The sequence below is a fragment of the Sphingobium aromaticiconvertens genome, assembly GCF_037154075.1.
Classification (GTDB): domain Bacteria; phylum Pseudomonadota; class Alphaproteobacteria; order Sphingomonadales; family Sphingomonadaceae; genus Sphingobium; species Sphingobium aromaticiconvertens.
This window is the reverse complement of sequence record NZ_JBANRJ010000001.1, coordinates 3,604,005-3,622,629: the sequence shown is the minus strand read 5'-3', so window position 1 is coordinate 3,622,629 and position 18,625 is coordinate 3,604,005. Positions and strand designations below refer to the sequence as shown.

Annotated in this window: 14 protein-coding genes and 2 pseudogenes; 7 read left to right on the top strand and 9 right to left on the bottom strand. The window is 60.2% G+C overall.

All coding sequences use genetic code 11. From position 1 onward, the window contains the following. Positions 1 to 32: 32 nt before the first annotated feature. Positions 33 to 635 carry a TetR/AcrR family transcriptional regulator gene (locus tag WFR25_RS17280; RefSeq protein WP_336972568.1) on the top strand — a complete coding sequence of 201 codons (603 nt, stop codon included), beginning with the start codon at positions 33 to 35 and terminating at the stop codon, positions 633 to 635. Between the two features lie 122 nt (positions 636 to 757). On the opposite strand, the gene WFR25_RS17275 is transcribed toward WFR25_RS17280, so the two are convergent. After that, a complete protein-coding gene (locus WFR25_RS17275; protein WP_336972566.1) occupies positions 758 to 1,897 on the bottom strand; it encodes an LLM class flavin-dependent oxidoreductase in 1,140 nt (379 codons plus the stop codon). Positions 1,898 to 2,225: 328 nt separating this feature from the next. Between WFR25_RS17275 and WFR25_RS17270 the strand changes: the two genes are divergently transcribed. Further along, entirely contained in the window at positions 2,226 to 2,891 is a 666-nt protein-coding gene (locus WFR25_RS17270) for a TetR/AcrR family transcriptional regulator (protein WP_336972565.1), read from the top strand. A 153-nt stretch (positions 2,892 to 3,044) separates the two neighbouring features. On the opposite strand, the pseudogene WFR25_RS26650 reads toward WFR25_RS17270, so the two are convergent. Continuing rightward, positions 3,045 to 3,197, bottom strand: a pseudogene (locus WFR25_RS26650) (SUMF1/EgtB/PvdO family nonheme iron enzyme); the annotation flags it as partial. A gap of 13 nt (positions 3,198 to 3,210) precedes the next feature. Continuing rightward, complete coding sequence (locus tag WFR25_RS17260; RefSeq protein WP_336972563.1) at positions 3,211 to 4,392, bottom strand: alkaline phosphatase family protein; 1,182 nt, start codon at positions 4,390 to 4,392, stop codon at positions 3,211 to 3,213. A gap of 135 nt (positions 4,393 to 4,527) precedes the next feature. Between WFR25_RS17260 and WFR25_RS17255 the strand changes: the two genes are divergently transcribed. Continuing rightward, a protein-coding gene (locus tag WFR25_RS17255) for an IS3 family transposase (RefSeq protein ID WP_336967452.1) occupies positions 4,528 to 5,891 on the top strand; the annotation gives its coding sequence in 2 pieces (ribosomal slippage) (positions 4,528 to 4,875 and positions 4,878 to 5,891; 1,362 coding nt in all). A gap of 117 nt (positions 5,892 to 6,008) precedes the next feature. Continuing rightward, positions 6,009 to 6,824: an RES family NAD+ phosphorylase gene (locus WFR25_RS17250; RefSeq protein ID WP_336972562.1), complete on the top strand. Its 816-nt coding sequence runs from the start codon at positions 6,009 to 6,011 to the stop codon at positions 6,822 to 6,824. A gap of 76 nt (positions 6,825 to 6,900) precedes the next feature. Here WFR25_RS17250 and WFR25_RS17245 read toward each other — a convergent pair whose 3' ends face one another. Next, positions 6,901 to 7,728 (bottom strand): hypothetical protein, encoded by an 828-nt coding sequence (locus tag WFR25_RS17245; protein WP_336972561.1) that lies wholly within the window; start codon positions 7,726 to 7,728, stop codon positions 6,901 to 6,903. A gap of 524 nt (positions 7,729 to 8,252) precedes the next feature. Continuing rightward, positions 8,253 to 8,938 (bottom strand): annotated as a pseudogene (locus tag WFR25_RS26645) (MBL fold metallo-hydrolase). 156 nt (positions 8,939 to 9,094) lie between these two features. Here WFR25_RS26645 and WFR25_RS17230 point away from each other — a divergent pair. Next, positions 9,095 to 9,985, top strand: coding sequence for a LysR family transcriptional regulator (locus WFR25_RS17230; RefSeq protein WP_336972555.1), 891 nt, complete (start codon positions 9,095 to 9,097; stop codon positions 9,983 to 9,985). 170 nt (positions 9,986 to 10,155) lie between these two features. Here WFR25_RS17230 and WFR25_RS17225 read toward each other — a convergent pair whose 3' ends face one another. Further along, positions 10,156 to 10,416: a hypothetical protein gene (locus WFR25_RS17225; protein ID WP_336972554.1), complete on the bottom strand. Its 261-nt coding sequence runs from the start codon at positions 10,414 to 10,416 to the stop codon at positions 10,156 to 10,158. Positions 10,417 to 10,554: 138 nt separating this feature from the next. Between WFR25_RS17225 and WFR25_RS17220 the strand changes: the two genes are divergently transcribed. Next, a complete protein-coding gene (locus tag WFR25_RS17220) occupies positions 10,555 to 12,165 on the top strand; it encodes a tetratricopeptide repeat-containing sulfotransferase family protein (RefSeq protein WP_336972552.1) in 1,611 nt (536 codons plus the stop codon). A 252-nt stretch (positions 12,166 to 12,417) separates the two neighbouring features. Here the strand turns inward: WFR25_RS17220 and WFR25_RS17215 are convergent, their stop codons facing one another. The 3 genes from WFR25_RS17215 to WFR25_RS17205 all read right to left on the bottom strand — a co-directional run bounded on the left by WFR25_RS17215 (position 12,418) and on the right by WFR25_RS17205 (position 17,280). Next, positions 12,418 to 14,820 carry a TonB-dependent receptor gene (locus WFR25_RS17215; protein ID WP_336972550.1) on the bottom strand — a complete coding sequence of 801 codons (2,403 nt, stop codon included), beginning with the start codon at positions 14,818 to 14,820 and terminating at the stop codon, positions 12,418 to 12,420. Between the two features lie 191 nt (positions 14,821 to 15,011). Further along, the gene (locus tag WFR25_RS17210; RefSeq protein ID WP_419723166.1) at positions 15,012 to 16,040 is read right to left on the bottom strand and encodes a sterol desaturase family protein; all 1,029 of its coding nucleotides are present in this window, start codon (positions 16,038 to 16,040) and stop codon (positions 15,012 to 15,014) included. A 310-nt stretch (positions 16,041 to 16,350) separates the two neighbouring features. Then, complete coding sequence (locus tag WFR25_RS17205; protein ID WP_336972549.1) at positions 16,351 to 17,280, bottom strand: Vgb family protein; 930 nt, start codon at positions 17,278 to 17,280, stop codon at positions 16,351 to 16,353. Between the two features lie 244 nt (positions 17,281 to 17,524). Here WFR25_RS17205 and WFR25_RS17200 point away from each other — a divergent pair, with 244 nt between their 5' ends. Then, positions 17,525 to 18,610 (top strand): putative urea ABC transporter substrate-binding protein, encoded by a 1,086-nt coding sequence (locus WFR25_RS17200; protein WP_336972548.1) that lies wholly within the window; start codon positions 17,525 to 17,527, stop codon positions 18,608 to 18,610. Positions 18,611 to 18,625: the final 15 nt, after the last annotated feature.

Here is an 18,625-nt window from a genome sequence, read left to right as displayed (position 1 = left end):
GTCTTTACCACTTATTTTTGCTAAGGGAGGCCATGGTACACGCAGATAATGGCCGAACGCGGATTCTCGATTCCGCGGCGACAGTCCTCCGGCAAAAGGGGCTGGCTGGCGCAAAACTGAGCGAGATCGCCAAGGGCGCCGGGATGTTGGCGCCCAGCATCTATCATCATTTTCCGTCCAAGGATCATCTGGTCGAGGAAGTGATGATGGAAGGCATTTATCACAACAGCCGCCATATTGTGGCCCGCGTCGAAGTCCTGGGACCAGGTGCGCGCCCTTTGGTACGCCTCAGGGCCGCGATCGTGGCGCATATCGACTTCCTGCTGTCCGGTGACGATTATTCCTCCGCCGTTGCGCGCGTGTTCGACGACCTGCCGGACGAAATGCGGCGGCGGGTGTTGGCCGCCTATTCCAGCTTCGACAATTATTGGCGCGACCTCATCGTCGCGGCCCAAGCGGACGGTAGCGCGACTGCGGCGCTCGATGCGACCGTGGTCAGGAAGTTCCTGATCGCCATGCTGGAATCTTGCTCTTCCTGGTATCGTCCGGGCAAATTAGGGCCAGCCCAAATCGCGGAACAGGCGGCGGACCTGTTGCTGCACGGATTTGCCAATAGCAATTCTGACGCTGTTTAAAGGGCAATGAAACCCTAACATCCCGTTCGCAACGAACGGATCAACGTGAAGTGGGCCTGTTCCCAACAGACATGCCAAAGGGCGGGGATTTCACTCCCCGCCCTTTTTGTCATCTATCGCGTTCAGGCGGCTATGTTTTCCGCTACCGCTGCTTTTGCGCCGGGCAGTTTAACCCGTGGCGCCACTTCCTTGGCGATCAGTTCCAGCGAGTTCCACCATGGCGATGGATCGTCATAATAGTCGTGCGATTCAACCTGGAGGGTTCCCCAGCCGCCGCATCCTTCGAACAGCGTGTTGAGCTTGTCGACCACGGTATCAGGCGAACCAACGACGAAGACGTTGTCGACCAGGAATTCCAGATCCGCGTCGGCCGGATCGATGCCCGCGTCCTTGGCGAAGCCGTCCATCATGCCGAACCGATGCCAGATCGGGATCAGATATTTGTTGAAGCAGTAACCGATCGGCCCTTCCATGACCAGGCGCTTGGCTTCCGCGTCGGTGTCGGCGCAGAACACCGTCTGCGACACGGCATGGCGCTGACGGTCTGGCGTGAAGCCCGCCTTGATATTGGCCTCCGAATAGATTTCCCAGTGACGCTTTAGCGCGTCCAGACCCGAGAAGATCGAGACCGGCTTGAAATTGCGCTCGCCCGCAAGCTTCATCGACGGGGAGTTGGCGCTGAAGCCGGTGACCGCGATTTCCGGCAATGCGCCGTTATAAGGTGCGAAATTCGCGAGCAGGTGCTGCTCATCGTCCTCGGTCTCGGCAGGCGCTTCTTCGGGAAAGCCTGCATCCCAGAATTTACCTTCATAAAAGAAGGGCTCGCGCTTCCAGATCTTTTCCATGATGGTCAAGGATTCGCGGACCATCTCGTTCAGCATCTGCGGCTCTGCATCTTTGATGCCGTGCATATAGGATGCCTGCGGATAGGCGCCGGCGCCGATACCCAGGAAATAACGCCCTTCCAGGATTTGCGAAAGCCAACCGATCATCACCGCCAGCTTCGCCGGATGCTGATGTGGCAGGATGTGCGCCATCGGCGCGAACCGGATCTGGCTGGTCTGCAACGCGGCCGCGGCCATGATCAACTCGGGGTTAGGGATGTTCTCCCAGATCTGCGACGCATGTTCGGAGATCATCATGGATGTGAAGCCCGCCTTGTCGCAGGCCACGGAGTTCTGGACACCCCATTCGAACGTTTGCTTCGCCGTGCGTCCGGGGCGCATATAGGGGTGGAAGATGAGGCCGGTTTCCATCGCCATGAATTCTCTCCTTAAGCGTCGATTGCATCGCACCAGCTTTTCCCATCTTCTCGTGCGGGTTCCGGCATGACGCTATCTAATGACGATTAGGGTGATAATCCCACAGCCTATTTTAAGTCAAGTGTAAATTATGGAATGAGCTTGGCAGCAAAGTGCATGTTTGATTTCCGGCCAAACGGGGTCGAGGGAGGGGCGCGGCGTCGCCAGAAACCGTTGAGGTTTCGCGAAAATTTGTGTAGCAAAAAAAACTGGCTATAATTGCGCTCGTTATCCCACCAACTTACGTCTGCGGCCAGGAAAAATATTACACATGTTTTAGGATCGTGCATTGGCGAACGCGAAAATTAAGATCGATGAAGCCGTGTCAGCCGACATAATCGACGGAAAAACGCGCCTTATCCTGGCCGGTGAGCAGCTGTTTGCAAAAAACGGGATCAATGGCGCCTCTATGCGAGAAATCGCCACAAAAGCGGGGCAGGGCAATCACGCCGCGGTGCAATATCATTTTGGCTCCCGCGAAGGCCTGGTTCGGGCAATATTCGACTACCGGATGGATCAGATGGAAACGGCTCGCGGAGCAATGCTGCACCTGGCCAGGATCGGCGATCGTCTGAAGGATGCTCGAACCATTTTAGAAATCATCCTCCTGCCACAACTTGATCTACAAGATGCTGACGGCAACCATTCCTATGCCAGTTTCCTGAGCCAATATCTTCTTCAGAGCCGCTCTCCTGAATTCGGGGATTTCGGCGGCTCGGAACCACCCAATCTGACACTGGCATTGCGGCTAATGCGTGAGCGGGTCGACTATCTTCCACCCTATGTTGCGCAGCGGAGGCTGATAAGCGTCAGCCTTATGTTCCTTAATATTTTGATGCGTCATCATGGGACAGATGAATCCGCCTTTGGTGAATCCTTCCAGGACGCGCTGGAAGATACGATGGAGCAGATCGTGGATGGCATGTGCATGCCGCTGAGACTGAGGCCAACGTAGTTCCGGGATATTGGAGCGCAGGCATTCAAAGCAAATAAGCCACGTCGCCTGTCCGCGCGTTTTGTTGAATACCAGCGATCCGGGCTGCGCCAGTTCGGGCGGCATGCCGGGATAATCGCGCGGATCTGGCGCGATCTCCGCGAAGGTGACCTGGCCAGTGGCGCGGGCGAAGGCCGAAAATTCGCGGTTCGTCACCGGCGCATCATCGATCCAGAAGGCATCGACGCGAACATTCCGCTTGGGCCTTTCCTCGGGGTAGAAGCGGTTGGATCCCCTAGTGAAGGTGCCGCCGGAGATGAGCGTCATCCCGCCGGCCCCGTCAATCGCCCAGCGTGAAAGTAACATCGTTGACGCGCCCCTGAAGCCCGCTGTTCTCGATGGAGTAGGCGTCCGTCACCGGGGTCAGCGTATCTTGCCCTATGTCGAGTCCCTCGCGCAGCGAGTTGCGGGTCGCGATCGTCCGCTTCGCGTGGACCGAAGCCGCGTCCTGTCCATCCAACGCCATTCGGAACTCGCCGCCCGAGCCCGCGACCGGCTTTTCAATCTGAAATGTCACGCGGACCCTGTGGCGTCCAGGCGCAAGCGGCGCGGCCGCGCGCATGTTATATTGCTCGGTTCCCAGCGCATTATAGTGGAAGACCGGCACGCCCTTATCCAGATAGAGGGCATAGCCGCCGAACCTGCCGCCATGAGTGACGATGACGCCGCTCGCCTGAGCCCCACTCAGGTCCACATCGGTGACAATGGTGAAAGACTTGCCGATCATGTTGGGCGCCGCAGTCGTTGGGAGGCGCGAGATGGGCCCCTTGAAGGTGAAGCTCTTGCCCGGCGGCAGTGCGGTCGGCCGCCCTTTCGGCCCCTCCCATGGCGCATGGATCGGCAGGATATTGTTCGCCTTCGCCTCTGACCAGAACAGCGCCTGCATTTCCTTCAGCTTCGTCGGCTCCCGTTTTGACAGGTCGACCGCTTGCGCATAGTCCTTGCGCAGATCATAAAGCTGCCACTCGCGATTGTCGCCGCCGGTCTTCTGGTCCGGCTTGAAGAAGTCCCAAGGGGCTTCAAGCGGAGTCGTGTTGGCCCACCAACCGTCATGATAGATGGCCAGATTCTGCATCGTCTCGAACACCTGCGTGCGGCGGTGCGAGGGCGCTCTGGCATTGTCGAAGCTGTAGGTCATGCTGGTGCCGTCCAGCGGCTTCTGCTGCACGCCCTCCAGCGTCTCTGGTGCCTTGATTCCGGTCGCTTCCAATATAGTCGGCACAATGTCCGATACGAAATGGAACTGTGTCCGCACCTTGCCCACATCCTTGATGCGCGAGGGCCAGGAGATGACCAGATCGTTGCGCACGCCGCCCAGATGCGAGGCGGTCTGCTTGTAATATTGAAACGGCGCGCCCATCGCCCATCCCCAGCCGGCCGGATAATTGCCGTAGGAACGCGGCCCGCCCAGATCGTCGATATGGGCGAGCATCTCCTCGACGGTTTCATCGAAGCGGCTCATGAAAGCCTGCTCGTAGAGCGAGCCAGTCGCCCCGCCCTCCGCACTGGCGCTGTCCGCCGTCAGCACCAATGGCACAGATTTGAGGTTGTAAATTAAGGAGGGTTTGGGCTTCGTCGTAGTGACGAAGGAACGAAGATGAAGCCCAAACCCTCCTTGAAAAATTCGCCGACAAAGGCCCCTGCTGAGCGTGTTGTGAAGGATATCCGGCGGCAGACCCGGCGCCATTTCTCAGCCGAAGACAAGATCCGTATTGTGCTGGACGGTCTGCGCGGCGAGGACAGCATCGCCGAGTTGTGCCGCAAGGAAGGCATTGCCCAAAGCCTGTATTACACCTGGTCGAAGGAGTTCATGGAAGCGGGCAAGCGGCGCCTGGCCGGTGACACCGCCCGTGCTGCGACCACTGGCGAGGTGCAGGATCTGCGCCGCGAGGCCCGTGCCCTGAAGGAATGCGTGGCCGACCTGACGCTGGAAAACCGCCTGCTTAAAAAAAGCATGATCGCGGATGGGGGCGACGACGAATGAGGTATCCCGCATCCGAAAAGCTCGAGATCATCCGGATCGTCGAGCAGTCGCACCTGCCCGCCAAGCACACGCTGGACAAACTCGGCATCCCCCGCCGGACGTTCTACCGCTGGTACGATCGCTTCGTCGAAGGCGGGCCGGAGGCGCTGGAAGATCGGCCATCGGCGCCGAGTCGGGTGTGGAACCGCATCGGCGACGATATCCAGGGCCAGATCGTCGAGATGGCGCTGGATTACAGCGAGCTGTCACCGCGCGAACTGGCGGTGCGCTTCACCGACGAGAAGCGCTACTTCGTGTCGGAGGCCACCGTTTACCGCCTGTTGAAGGCCCACGATCTGATTACCAGTCCGGCCTATGTGGTGATCAAGGCCGCCGATCGCTTCCATACCCAGACCACGCGTCCGAACGAGATGTGGCAGACCGATTTTACCTACTTCAAGATCATCGGGTGGGGCTGGATGTACCTGTCGACCGTGCTCGACGACTTCTCGCGCTACATTATCGCCTGGAAACTGTGCACCAACATGCGCGCCGAGGATGTCACCGACACGCTGGACCTGGCCCTTAAGGCTTCCGGCTGCGACAGCGCCACCGTGCTGCACAAGCCCAGGCTGCTCAGCGATAACGGCCCCAGCTACATCGCGGGCGAACTGGCGGAATACATCGATGCCCAGAAGATGAGCCATGTACGCGGCGCTCCGATGCACCCCCAGACCCAAGGCAAGATCGAGCGCTGGCACCAAACCCTGAAAAACCGCATCCTGCTGGAAAACTACTTCCTGCCCGGCGACCTTGAGGCCCAGATCGAGGCCTTCGTCGAGCATTACAACAACCAGCGTTACCACGAGAGCCTGAACAACGTGACGCCCGCCGACGCCTACCTCGGCAGGGCTCCCGCCATCATCAAACAGCGCGAAAGGATCAAGCGAAAGACCATCGAATATCGGCGCTTGCAACACCGCAGGCTCGCCGCTTAACATCAACCCCAAGACGAGGCCCGCACTCCGCTAATTTACGACGCGACGTGTGCCAAATGTTCTGACGACGGACAGTGACATAGATAGCGACCGGAAATCGATTTGGCAGGGGTGGGTATGAGCAACGCCGAGTTCGCGCACTGGGATAGCTATTCGCGCTTTGCTCGGCATGTGCGGTTCACGAGCCGCTATGTTCTTGGCACCGACGAGCGGACGTTTCTCGACACCGTACTTGCGACGATCCGGAACCGGGATGGCGAGCTGAAGCCCGGACATACCCTCTATCGCGCGCAGCGGGGCGTCGATTGGGTCGAGCAGACCGACGAGGAAGGGAACTGGATCGGGGAGGACATCTGGGGCTTTGGCGCTTCCCGGATGAAGCCGCTCGCCGACCGCGCCCGAGAAGGGCGGGCCAATCCCACTGGCATCCCGGTTTTGTACGTCGGCACGACGGTCCTAACGGCGGTCTCCGAAGTTCGGCCGTGGGTTGGAGCCCACGTCTCGGTGGCAATGTGCAAGGTTCTTCGGCCCCTGAAGACGCTCGACCTTTCGCTGGGGCATGGCCAGTCCTCGTTCGCCGGCCCCGTGTTCAGTCATGTGATGGGCGGGCGGGAGCTGACGGCCGAGGAGAAGGAGAAGGCCGTCTGGATCGACATCGACAACGCGTTCTCCCAACCTGTCACCACCTCGGATGACCGCGCGGACTATGCTCCGACGCAAATCCTTGCAGAGCTGTTCCGCAGCGCCGGGTACGACGCGATCGGCTACAAAAGCCACTTCGGCGATGACGGAGATCGCAAGGGCTACAATATGGCGATATTCGACCCGGAGGCGGTGGAGATCGTCAGCTGCGCGCCGTGGCGGGTCACCTCGATCAAGATCGAGGCTGACCAGAACGGCAACCCCTGGTCGCGGGTGTCAAAGGCACAGTAATTTTCCCCGCAACGGTTCCGGGGCATTTTACTCCGCCATCAACAGCGGGTGAAGACATAGGGGCTCGTCGCCAGCTTTAGCCCCTGTGCAGGCCGACCTCGAACGCGCCAATCGAGCCGAACTGATTGCCATCGAAGGTGACGGGAAGGCGCCCGCCAGACTCTGCCGCGCCGTACCCCGGGAACAGAGTGATCCCGCCCGCGCTGTCGATGCGAGCGAGCGATAGCAGGCCGCCGATCTCGCCGACCTCGGTCTCTTCGATCAGCTGTACGAGAGCACGCGTGGGATTGTAGCTGATGTCTGCGGCAAAACCGGCGCGGCATACCGGCCGCAATTCATCTTTGCGGTTGCCCATCAGGTACATCCGATGATCGGCATCGAACTTTAGTCGGTGATAGCCCGGCGGCTTCTTGGACCAAAGCGTGAGATGATAGACCTGCGCGCCGCCGTGCGGATCGCGCGGACAGGTGCCGGTTACGAATGCCTCGAAGGGTGCGCCGGTTTCGCGGGCGTAGTGGCCGCCGACCCGGGCGATGAAGATGACCATGTCTTCGAGCGAAGGCAGCTCGGAATCAAATTCGGCCGTCATTCGCGCCAGGGACGAGACCACCGCCGAATAGGTCATGTTCGCGGGAAGCGTGTTGCCCGCATAGGCGAAGCCGAGCTCGCCTTCGTAGCAATGGGTGATGCCCGGTCCGTGCTCAGGACGCTCATAGAGATCGAAGTGGATGGGAAGGATCTTTGGCGCGACATCGGTCAGCACGCGGCGACCGCCTCGATGTCCCTCGGATGGCGTGCTGATGCGGCTGTCGGCGGCGATCCAGATATCGCGCTCCCAGACATAAGGGGTGGCGAAGTTCGTCTCGTCGAGTTCCCGGTCCTGCCAAACGATTACGCTGGTCATACACATCCTTCATCGGGCGGCACGTTGGCCAAGTTGCGGATACCGTCGCCAGGGACCGACTGGTTGACGGAGTTCAATGGCGTACGCGTCGCGGGCATCTCATCAATCCCAGATGTCCTGTCCGTACGGACTTGCCGCGAGTTCCCCCGTCGGGACGTCCGCTTCCGTCGATAGCCGCCGTCCGGCGACAATCTTGCGACGGCCAGCATGTCCCAACTGCCACCTACCGAGATCGACCCTTGCCGGACGCTCAGCCACTGATTTTCGATCCCCAGGTGCTGACCGTCCGCTTTCCCGGCTTGGACGGTCAAGGCTGGCCGGTAGCTGTCTGTTCGGTTCGGAAAGGCTGAAGCAGGAAAGCTGCCATTGCCGATGGCTGTCGAATAACGCCTGCTCCTCGGGCAGCAGGCTGGCGCGGCGATGATGGGTGGGGAGGAGAAGCGCCGCGACACATAACGCCGCCCCTATTTCCCTCCGGGCTACCATCTCCCCATGCCTGCGACATAGGGAGGGGCAAAAACACGCTACATCCCGGTCCCGGCGCGCTCACGGGCGAGCCGCTTCGCGAGCAGTTCTCGTGACCGCCTGGCATAGCTGCGGCATGCTCCAGGATTGTTGTTATATCGCCCCTCGCCCGCATTATCGGGGTGCGCGGAGATCAATATGTCGCACGCCAGCCCATCCATACGCTTGTAGCTAGCCTCGAAACCTCTGACGATCGCAGTGCTCGACGGCGCGGTATAGCGATAGTCATTGGCTGATACCGGGTTGAGGCTCGATGCAAAGACGATCGCCCTGCACGCTTTCCCCTCGCACGCCTGCCAGCCCCAGCTCATGCTGCCCATCGTATGCCCCGGCGTCGCATACGCAGTGATCGCCGTGCGGCCGAGCTTTAGCACTTCGCCGTGCTCAGAATAAATTTGATGTCTTTAGGATCGAACCCCAGCTTGCGAATATTGTCCAGGATCGCCGGCGCCGCCTGCGGCAGCGCGCCGTCGACCAGTATCAGCCCTGCGCCTGTATCGATCAGCGCGACGCTCAACCCCCCGAAACCGACGAGATAAGTGTTCCCGAAAATCTTCTCGGGCGGCAAAGGCGCAAGCCATTCCCTGGCTCTTTCCACGGCCATCGGTCTCGTCAAAGGGTCATCCGCGCCCGCCGCCGCGACGCTCGCCGCACCGGCGATCCACTGCGCATGCACGTCCTCCATAATGGGCAGCGGCACATGGCTCGCACCCGCGAGCCAAGCGGTAGTTATCATCATTGCGATCATTTTGTCTCCCTTCACCGCCGGGATGCCAATCGGGATCGCGCACGACAAAGCATGATTTCTCGACAGAGCCATGAGAATAATTGATGAGAGGTCATGGATCGCGCCCAACTCCCGCTCAACGCCCTTCGCGCTTTCGAGGCGGCAGCCCGCCATCTCAATTTCACCCGCGCCGCGATCGAACTTTGCGTCAGCCAGGGCGCAGTCAGCCATCAGGTGGCACAGCTTGAACGCCGCCTCGGCACTCGCCTCTTCCACCGCCTGCCGCGTGGCCTCGCGCTCACCGACGAGGGCCATGCGCTCGTCCCCGTGCTCGCCGATACGTTCGACCGTGTCGCCGCGACGCTCGACCAATATACCGATGGCCGCTTTCGCGAGGCGCTGAAGGTCGGCGTCGTCGACACCTTCGCAACCGGCTGGCTGCTCCCGCGCCTCGACGCATTCGCCCGCGCACATCCATCGATCGACCTGCGCATCTCGACCAACAACAATCGCGTCGATCTGGCCGGCGAAGCACTCGATTTCGCGATCCGCTTCGGCGATGGAGCGTGGCACGGGACGCATGCCGAAGCGCTTCTTGCGGCGCCGATGGCGCCGGTCTGCGCGCCCAACATAGCCGCGCGGCTCAAATCCCCCGCCGAACTCGTCCACGAACGGTTGCTGCGCTCGTACCGCTCGGACGAATGGGCGCTCTGGTTCGACGCCGCAGGCGTGCCCATCCCGGTCCTCCGCGGTCCCGTTTTCGACAGTTCAGCGCTGATGGCCTCGGCGGCCGCCGCGGGCCTCGGCGTCGCGCTCGCGCCGCCCGCGATGTTCATCCGCGAACTCGCGTCTGAGCTGCTCGTCCAGCCCTTTGCGGTCACGATCGACGCCGGCCGCTATTGGCTTACTCGCCTGATATCGCGTCCCGAAAGTGACGCGATGCGGCGCTTTCGGGATTGGCTGGTAGAAGAGATTGCGGCCGCCCCTCTCCAATCGTCGTCATAAAGGAATTGCGTCGGCCTTGGGGTAGGGCACGGACAGGCCGGCATAGCTTTCAATGAATGGTATGCAATCGCCGGAACTGCTGCTTCCGGGAAATTCAAAAAATGGCTGAAACTGCCGCAGCCCTGACCATCCGCTATCGAACGCTAACCGGGACGAGTCTAATGGGTACTCTACGACGGATCGGTCGGCAGGACGCTCAATGTGGCAGCGATCTGTGCTTCGGCCGTGGCCGCTTCAGCGATGAGCAGGCGTAATGCCTTTGCGGTGTCATCCAGAAGTCCGGCACCAAGAGGCCATTCGCCATTGATAAAACGGCGAATGGCCCGCTCGTCTATGCCAAGGCGCCGCGAGAAAGCAGTGGTGCCACCAAACAGTTGAACGCAATAAGCAAAGTGCTCACGTCGCTCGTCCATTGAAATTAGCGCGGTCATTGTTTCCTCTTTTCGATCGAAACCCGTTTGCGAACGTCGGCGAAATTGGTCAAACGAGAAGGATGATATATCTTCGGATCATGGACGGGGCCGGGAACGCCACTTACAACATGGTTCGAGCGACCGAAGACGAATGTCATGCCGCCTTCGATGGGTGATGCGCGTCCCCACGAAGATCGTGCGCGGCTGGAGGCACAGGCCAGGGACGCACTGAAACGCAGCGACCTGCCTGCGGCTGCCCAAGCGGCTAAAGCGATGGCTTTGGCCGAGCCGTCGCACCCTGCCGGCCTGTTCCTGCTAGGCATGGCGGCCGCTCAATCAGGTCATGTGGCGCGGGCAGTCGAGATGCTGCAGGAAGCCGTGGCGCGCAAACCGGAGGCGGAGCATCTCGCGCAACTCGCCCGCCTGCTGAGCCTCCTGCGCCGCGACGGCGAAGCCGGGGAGGCGGCACGACGCGCCTGGACGTTGGGCCCTCGGGATGCCCTGACATTCGACACGATCGGATGCGTCCTGGTTCGGCTGGGCGATCATCAGGGGGCGCTGGCACCCTTTGGCCGCGCTGTTGAAGCCGAGCCGGACAATCCCGATTTCCGCTATAATCTGGCGGCCGCATGCGGTTTCACCGGTCGCGTCGAAGAGGCCCGGCGACATTATGAGGCGATCCTTGCGCGCAATCCGGGGGACGCGCGCGTACACTATGCCCTCGCCATTCTGTCCCGTCAGACGGCAAAGGCCAATCATGTGCCCAGACTGGAAGCCGCGCTGTCTGGCGCGCGAAGGCCCGAAGATACGCTACGCATTCGATATGCCTTAGCAAAGGAGCTGGAGGACATAGGTAATGCCGCCGGCGCTTTCCGGCATCTGTCAGCGGCCAACACCGCGCACAAACAAGCGATCCGCTATGACTTCGCTCAGGATGCCGCGATATTCGACGCTATCGAAACTTTGTTCGGCAGCGGTATGGACGCTCTTGGAGACGGCGTGGGCAATGCCGATCCCGCGCCCATATTCGTGGTGGGCATGCCGCGCACAGGCACCACGCTGGTCGATCGCATTTTGTCTTCGCACCGGGATGTCGGATCGGCCGGAGAGCTTCAGGCCATGCCGCTCGCGGTCAAGCAGATCGCGGCTACGCCATCGCGCGTCGTCATCGACCCGGCCACGGTTGCGGCGAGCGGCGCGATTGATCCCGCTGCACTCGGGGACGCCTATCTGGAGCGCGCGCGCCATCATCGGCCCAGGGACAAGGCCCGGTTTATCGACAAGCTGCCGGCCAACTTCCTCTATATCGGCCATATCGCGCGGGCATTGCCCAATGCGCGCATCCTGTGCCTGCGCCGCAATCCGATGGACACCATCTGGAGCAACTACAAGAATCTGTTCGCCAGCCAGTCGGCCTATTATGCCTATTCCCATGATCTGATGGACACGGCGCGCTACTATGCGCGCTTCGACCGGTTGATGAGGCTTTGGGACACGCTTTGGCCGGGGAGGATATTGCAGTTGTCCTATGAAGCGCTGGTCGCGGATCAGGAAGGGGAGACGCAGCGACTATTGCGGCATTGCGACCTGGCGTGGGACGAGGCCTGCCTGTCGTTTCACGAGAACAGCGCCGCCGTGGCAACGCCCAGCGCGGCGCAGGTACGGCGGCCGATCAATGCCGATGCCGTCGAAAGATGGCGATCCCATGAAGAAGCGCTGGAACCAGCGCGAGCCTGGCTGGAAGCGCAGAACATCACGCTCAGATAGCGCGTGACATCACCTGCGACGGTTAGAGCATTTTCTAGAGCAAGCTGCGTTAAATCGGACGCAGGCAGCTTGCTCTAGTTGTTTGTTGTCGCATCGTTTTTGCGAAAAACCGGTGCCCACTTTTTCGCACGATGCTCTAGTCAGGTGGAATCACCTGACGACTCGGAAAATGTGTAAAAACAAAAGCTTAGACCGGCCCCTTGAACCCGAGGCGCCATCCGTTTCCGGATAGCGCCTCGGTCGTTTCCTGCATCAATATTTGATCCGCGCCTCAATACCAAAGGTGCGCGGGTTCAACACTGTTTGCCGATAGTAACGCGCCAGGGTGCCATCATTGACGCCGATGCGCGACCGGTCCTGGCCGACCGAGACTACCGCATATTTGTCGAAGATGTTGTTGGCGAACAGGCTGAGGCTGTATGTGTCGGTTTCATACGATAGCGTCGCGCGGTGCAGCACATAGCCGGGGAGCTTGTCGCCATAGGCGCGATCCCAGCCGAGCCGCGATACGACGTTCCCGCGATAGGTCGCGGTCCAGTTGGCAATGATGGCCCCGTCCTTCACGGGCATGGTGTAGGTCGCGCCAAGGCTGCCGCTGTTCTTGGCCGAGCCTGGCAGGCGATCGCCATCGAGCGCGTCGAGCTGAACGAAGCGGTTGGAATAGTCGCCCGGTGTTTCGCGAATGGTGAGGATGCCCGGCACATCCTCGGTCAGCTTGGCATCCGTATAGGAATAGATGCCCTGAATCGACAGTTCAGGAATGGGTTTGAACTGGAACGACGTTTCGAAGCCCTGCGACTTGGCCGCGCCACCGTTCACAGTGATCCCGACGATACCATTGACGGTTGCGGAGTCGACCTGGATGCCCTGCCATTTTATCTGGAAGGCATTGACGTTGAACGACAGCTTGCGATCGAACAGCTGTGCGCGGATGCCGATCTCCGCGTTCTTGGTGCTGTCCGGACCATATTGCAGTTCGTCTGGAAGGGCGCAGATGTTCTGCCCCGGAGGCAGGGGGAGTTGGCACGGCGCGACCGTGTTCGGACCGCCGATGCGATAGCCCTTGCTGTAGGTGGCATAGGCCATCAGGCTTGGGCTGAATTTATAGGAGGTGTTGAACTTCCACACCCAACCGTCCTTTTTCGCGCTTCCGCCGTTCACAGGCAGATCATAGGGGCTGAGCGGCTGGCCGAGCAGCGGCAACGTTGCCGCCCCTGCAATGTCCGATGAATATTTGAAATAGCGGGCGCCGGCGGTCACCTGCCACTTGGGCGTCACCATGAAACTGCCTTCGCCAAAGACCGCCTGCTCGGTCACTTTCGACGTGGTGTAGGAGACATATTCAAGCTCCTGGGGATTGGTAGCCAGGTCGACCCACGGATGGCCGGGCACATGCTCGGCATAGTCGCGCTGCAGTTTCTGCTCATTGTAGAAGCCGCCGAGCACCCAACTGAACGGGCCGCCATGGTTCGAAACAAGGCGGATTTCCTGGTTATACTGTTCGCGCCTGGAGTCACTCTCGTTCCAGCTCGTAAAGGCCGGAAACAGCTCATAGTCATAGTCGAGATCAAGCAGCAGATCGGTATTATCGCTCTGCGATCTGTTCCTGACATTGGTGTAGGCCGTCGTCGCGACGAGATCGGCGATGTCCGCGACATTGGCGTTGATTTCCAGGCTCAGGAGGTGGGCACGGCGATCGACCGGCTCGATATAGCGGGCCCCGCTCTGATATTTGCCTGTCCCCAGGACGCCGGCGCTGTTGGACTGGGCGCCGTCGGTCTTGGTCCGCTGATAGGCGTAGGTGAAAATCATCGAGAAGTCGGGGCTGCTTGTGAACAGCAACTGATTGCGGGTGGTGAAGGTCTTTTCGAAGTTGAGATCCTTTTGACCGGTCAGGTTGGCCGCATAGCCCGCGTCGGTCACGCCACCGGTGCCGCTCGGCTGGGGCAGCGACACGCCGGGCGTCTGGACCAACAGCGGATAGTCGATAAAGCCAGGATCGTAATAATAGCCCGTCGCCGAGCGGAAGGCGATGAAATCCCTGGCGATCGGTATGTTGATGACGCCGTCTACCTGATAGCCGGGCTTTCCGCTGTGGCTTTTGCCGTAGAAACTTCCATGCGCTTCCCCTTCGAACGCATCCACATTGGGCCGGTTGGGGATGTAACGGATCGCGCCGGCAAGCGTGCCGAGGCCGTAGAGCGTGCCCTGCGGCCCGAGCAGTGTTTCCACGCGGTCGATGTCGAGCAACTTGAAGTCGTAATAGAGCGGAACCTCACCCAGATAGACGCCCAGCGCGTCATCATAGCTGGCACCGTCCGACGCGGTATCCGACGCGCTGAGGCCGCGAAGCACGATCGTGCCGGTCCCTCCAGGGCCCGTGTCCGAAATTGTGAGGCCGGGCGTGAAATCGGCGAGATCGCGCACATCGCCGATCCGCTGACGCGCTATCTCATCGGCGCCAACTGCCGAGATGTTGATGGGGGCTTCCATGATTGTCGTGCTGCGGCGCGTGCCGGTGACGATGATGGTGTTGGCATCCTGATCGGCGGCGGCTTCCTGTGCCTGCTGCGCCAGCGCCGGCGTGGTGAGCGCCGTGCTCGTGAATATGGTTGCCGATAGAAGCCCCGTCCTCAGTTTCGCGCGATATGACATATGCTTGCCCCTTTTTTATGGTGAATGCTCCCGTGCCCTGGCGTCTCCTCGCCAGAACGTGAGCGGCCCTTCGATTGAGGGCCTTTTTGCGATGCGCCGGCCACCGCTTTTCCGGTTGCTGGCTGGCGTACCTAATGCTCGACCTTCCCAATTCGTCGAGATGTTCGATCCGGTCAGTTGCCCGCCAAGGGTCAACCGGCCGCGGAAATCGACTTGCTTCGGCTTGTCTTGATCTTGTCGATCCAGCCCAGCCACGGGAACATGAACTGCTCCCAGATCGACAGCCTCTTGCGCTCGTCCTGCCCGACGATTGCTGATTCCCCCTCGCGATAGGTGCCGAAGAGGCGATCGATGAGGATCAGTGAATTGGCGTAATTGCAGCGGGTATCCTCGTAGCCCACCGAATGGTGAAGGCTATGATGCCGGACCGTGGTGAAGAAGAAGGAGTAGAACGTCGGCGGGTCGGAACGCACATTGGCATGGGCGAAGGTGGACACCACACCCAGCACGTTAATTGCGCAGAACATGGCGGCTTGCTGAAAATCGAACAGGGCAAGCACGCTGAGGCTGATCAGGAACAGTTCCAGGGGATTGCCAACCGCACCCTTCATCGCATTGAGCTGGGTAATGTGGTGATGCGGCGCATGGGTCAGCCAGAACGGATGCCAATTGTGCATCAGCCTGTGCATCCAGTACTGACCGAATTCGATAAGGAAAATCATCAGGACAACTTGAACGAGGAACGGCAGTTGCGTCGCCCATTCGGTGGTGATGCCGAGCGAAGTCTTGACCGCCTTCAACGGCTCCTCGGCCAGCTTGTTCGAAACCCAGGAAATCGCCGTATAACCCAGGATCAGATAGAAGAAGTCCGTGGCGAATTCACGTTTGTTCAAACGCCAGCCTGCATACCGCTCGAGTACCGCCTCAAGCGAAAGCACGAACGCGGTTGTAAGGCCGCCCGCTATGAGGATGGACCAATCATTCTTGATCCAAGCCTTGGGGCCGAACGCCCAGAACAGTACGACCACCACAATCATCGCGGGCGGAATGAGATTGATCAGGGCTATCTTGATCGCGTTCCCGTGCGTTGCCGCATTGTCCGTTTTCGCCGTGGCAGCCGGGCCATAGCTCCAATCGGGGCTTGGGCCGGCAGAAGCGCTATCGACGACGGGTTGCGCATCGCTTGAGACAGCAGCATTGCAGGTCGGATTCTGATCCATAAAGATCTCCCCATTAAGCCGGATAGCGGCCTAACATCTCAATCCTCTCGCTGGTCTCAGTAATGTCGCTCTTTCTGGCGATGGAGCCTACGGTATTGATATTACCAATTGCGTCAAGAGTATTAATTTAACGTCCAGCCGATAGGGTGTTCCGATGCGCTGGACGAGGAAAAGTGGACATTCCCGGAACGGCGTTCAGGAAATCGCCGGAACGCGCATGGTCGAAGGGTGAGCCAACGGTATCGGGGCATCTATAGCGCACACATTGCCAGCGATTCGCCAGCCGCTCGCCCCGAAGGGGATCGGCGCACTAGTTTTCCCCATCGCGCGTTGCACTCCACCAGGACAAGGTGTGCACGTCATGCGCAGATGTCCAGATGCCGAACGGCGTGTAGCGCAGAGCCCCGCTGCCGGAGGACTTGCCGGCGCGCGTAAGTATTTTCGTTGATAGCGGATCGATCGCCACGAAGGTCTGATCTTCAGTTGTGCGGAGCCAGACCTTGCCACCCCCCACGTCGATGTCGCCATAGATCAGCGTCTTGCCGATCTTCACACGGCCGGACACTTCGACCGTCTGCGGATCGATCCGCGCGACCGTGCCGTCGCCTTGCTCCTGTACCCAGACGGCCCCTTCGCCAGCGGCGAGAAAGCCGGGTTGCCGGCCGAGTTTGACCTTGCTCGTCACCATGTCGGTCTGCGGATCGATCTTCTGAAGCGACTGCTCGTCGCTGCTCACAGCCCACAGGGCGTCGAACCCGAAGGCGAGATAGAAGGTACCGGGGTCGACAGCGATGGAGGCTGTCACCTTGTCGGTTGCCGGGTCTATTCGGGCGATTTTTCCCGCCCCTTCGCTTGGCACCCATATCGAACCCGCGCCTGCGACGACGTTCGTCTCCCCCTTGGGGTTGGCGACACCTGTCTGTATGATCGCCTGCACCGTCGCTGTCTTCACATCGATACGGTACAAATTGCCGTCCTTGCAGTTGGCGACCCAAAGGGAGCCGAAGGCCACCGCCATGGCGCCGCAGGGTTTCGGGATGGCGACAGATGCGCGCTTGCCCTGGGTCGACCATTGTTCGACACGACCGTCGTTGGTGGCCCACACGGTGTCGCCGTCAACCGCCAGAAAGTCCGCAAAGCCCGGTACGGTGAGGGTCTTTTCGCGAAACGCCGCCGGCTCCGGCGGCGCCGCGGCACAGAGCGCTACCAACAATGGTATCAAACCAGCGGATCGTTTCATGCTCATTCCCCTTCCGACACCCTGTGTCTCGATCGAGATTATCGTTGGGATCTGCGCGTCCCGTTGCCGACTGCATTTTTGGCGGCTTGTGCCAAAACGCCTTTGATGCATGCCTCTCCGATCGAACACGATCCAGTCGCGACGCACCCATGATATTGATATTACCAACTGCTGCAATAGTAATAATGATGTATGGACAAGGGTCTGTTTTGCGGCAATGTTGCAGTGCGAAAGGGGACGAATCATGCTCGACAGTGTCCGCGGCTTTGGAAGACTCGCGCTCATGGCGTGCGCATTGATGGCCGCGGCCTGTTCGCAAACATCGAACAAGGCGCCGGAGCCTCGAGCAGAGTTCAACATTGGCTGGTCGATCTACGCGGGATGGATGCCGTGGCCCTATGCCCAGCAGGCCGGCATCGTGAAAAAATGGGCGGATAAATACGGGCTCAAGATCAATATCGTTCAGGTGAACGATTATGTGGAGTCGGTGAACCAATATACGGCCGGCAAGCTGGACGGCGTGACCGTCGCGAATATGGATGCACTCACCATTCCGGCTGCGGGCGGCAAGGATACCAGCGCGATCATCATTGGCGACTATTCGAACGGCAATGACGGGATCATGCTGAAAGGCGCCGACACGCTTGCCGCCATCAAGGGCCGGCAGGTCTATCTCGTCGAGCTTTCCGTCTCCCATTACCTGCTCGCGCGCGGTCTCAATTCCGTCGGTATGAAATTGTCCGACGTCAAGACAGTGAACACGGCGGACGCAGACATTGTCGGCGCCTTCGCAACCCCGGAAGTCACGGCCGCAGCCGCCTGGAATCCTCAGCTTTCGGCCATGAAGGAAACGCCGGGCGCGAAACAGGTCTTCAGTTCAGCTCAAATTCCCGGCGAGATACTGGATTTGCTGTGCGTCGACACTGCCACGCTGAAGGCCAATCCCAATCTCGGAAAAGCCCTGGTCGGCATCTGGTACGAGACGACCGCGCTGATGCAGCGGCAGGATGCGGAAGGAAAAGCGGCACGGGCCGCCATGGCGAAGCTGGCAGGCAGCAAGCCGGATCTTTTCGACGGCCAACTTGCCACCACCTATCTTTACGCCGACCCGAAGGCTGCCGTGGCGGCCACTTCCTCTCCCGCGCTGATTACCACCATGACGCGCGTGCGGGACTTCAGTTTTTCAAAGGGCCTCTTTGGTCAGGGGGCGAAATCCGCCGACGCCGTCGGCATGTCCTTTCCAGGCAACAAGACGCTGGGCGATGCCAACCATGTGACCTTGCGCTTCGATCCGAGCTACATGCAGATGGCCGCCGATGGTAAGCTCTGAGCGGCGAAGGCGGAA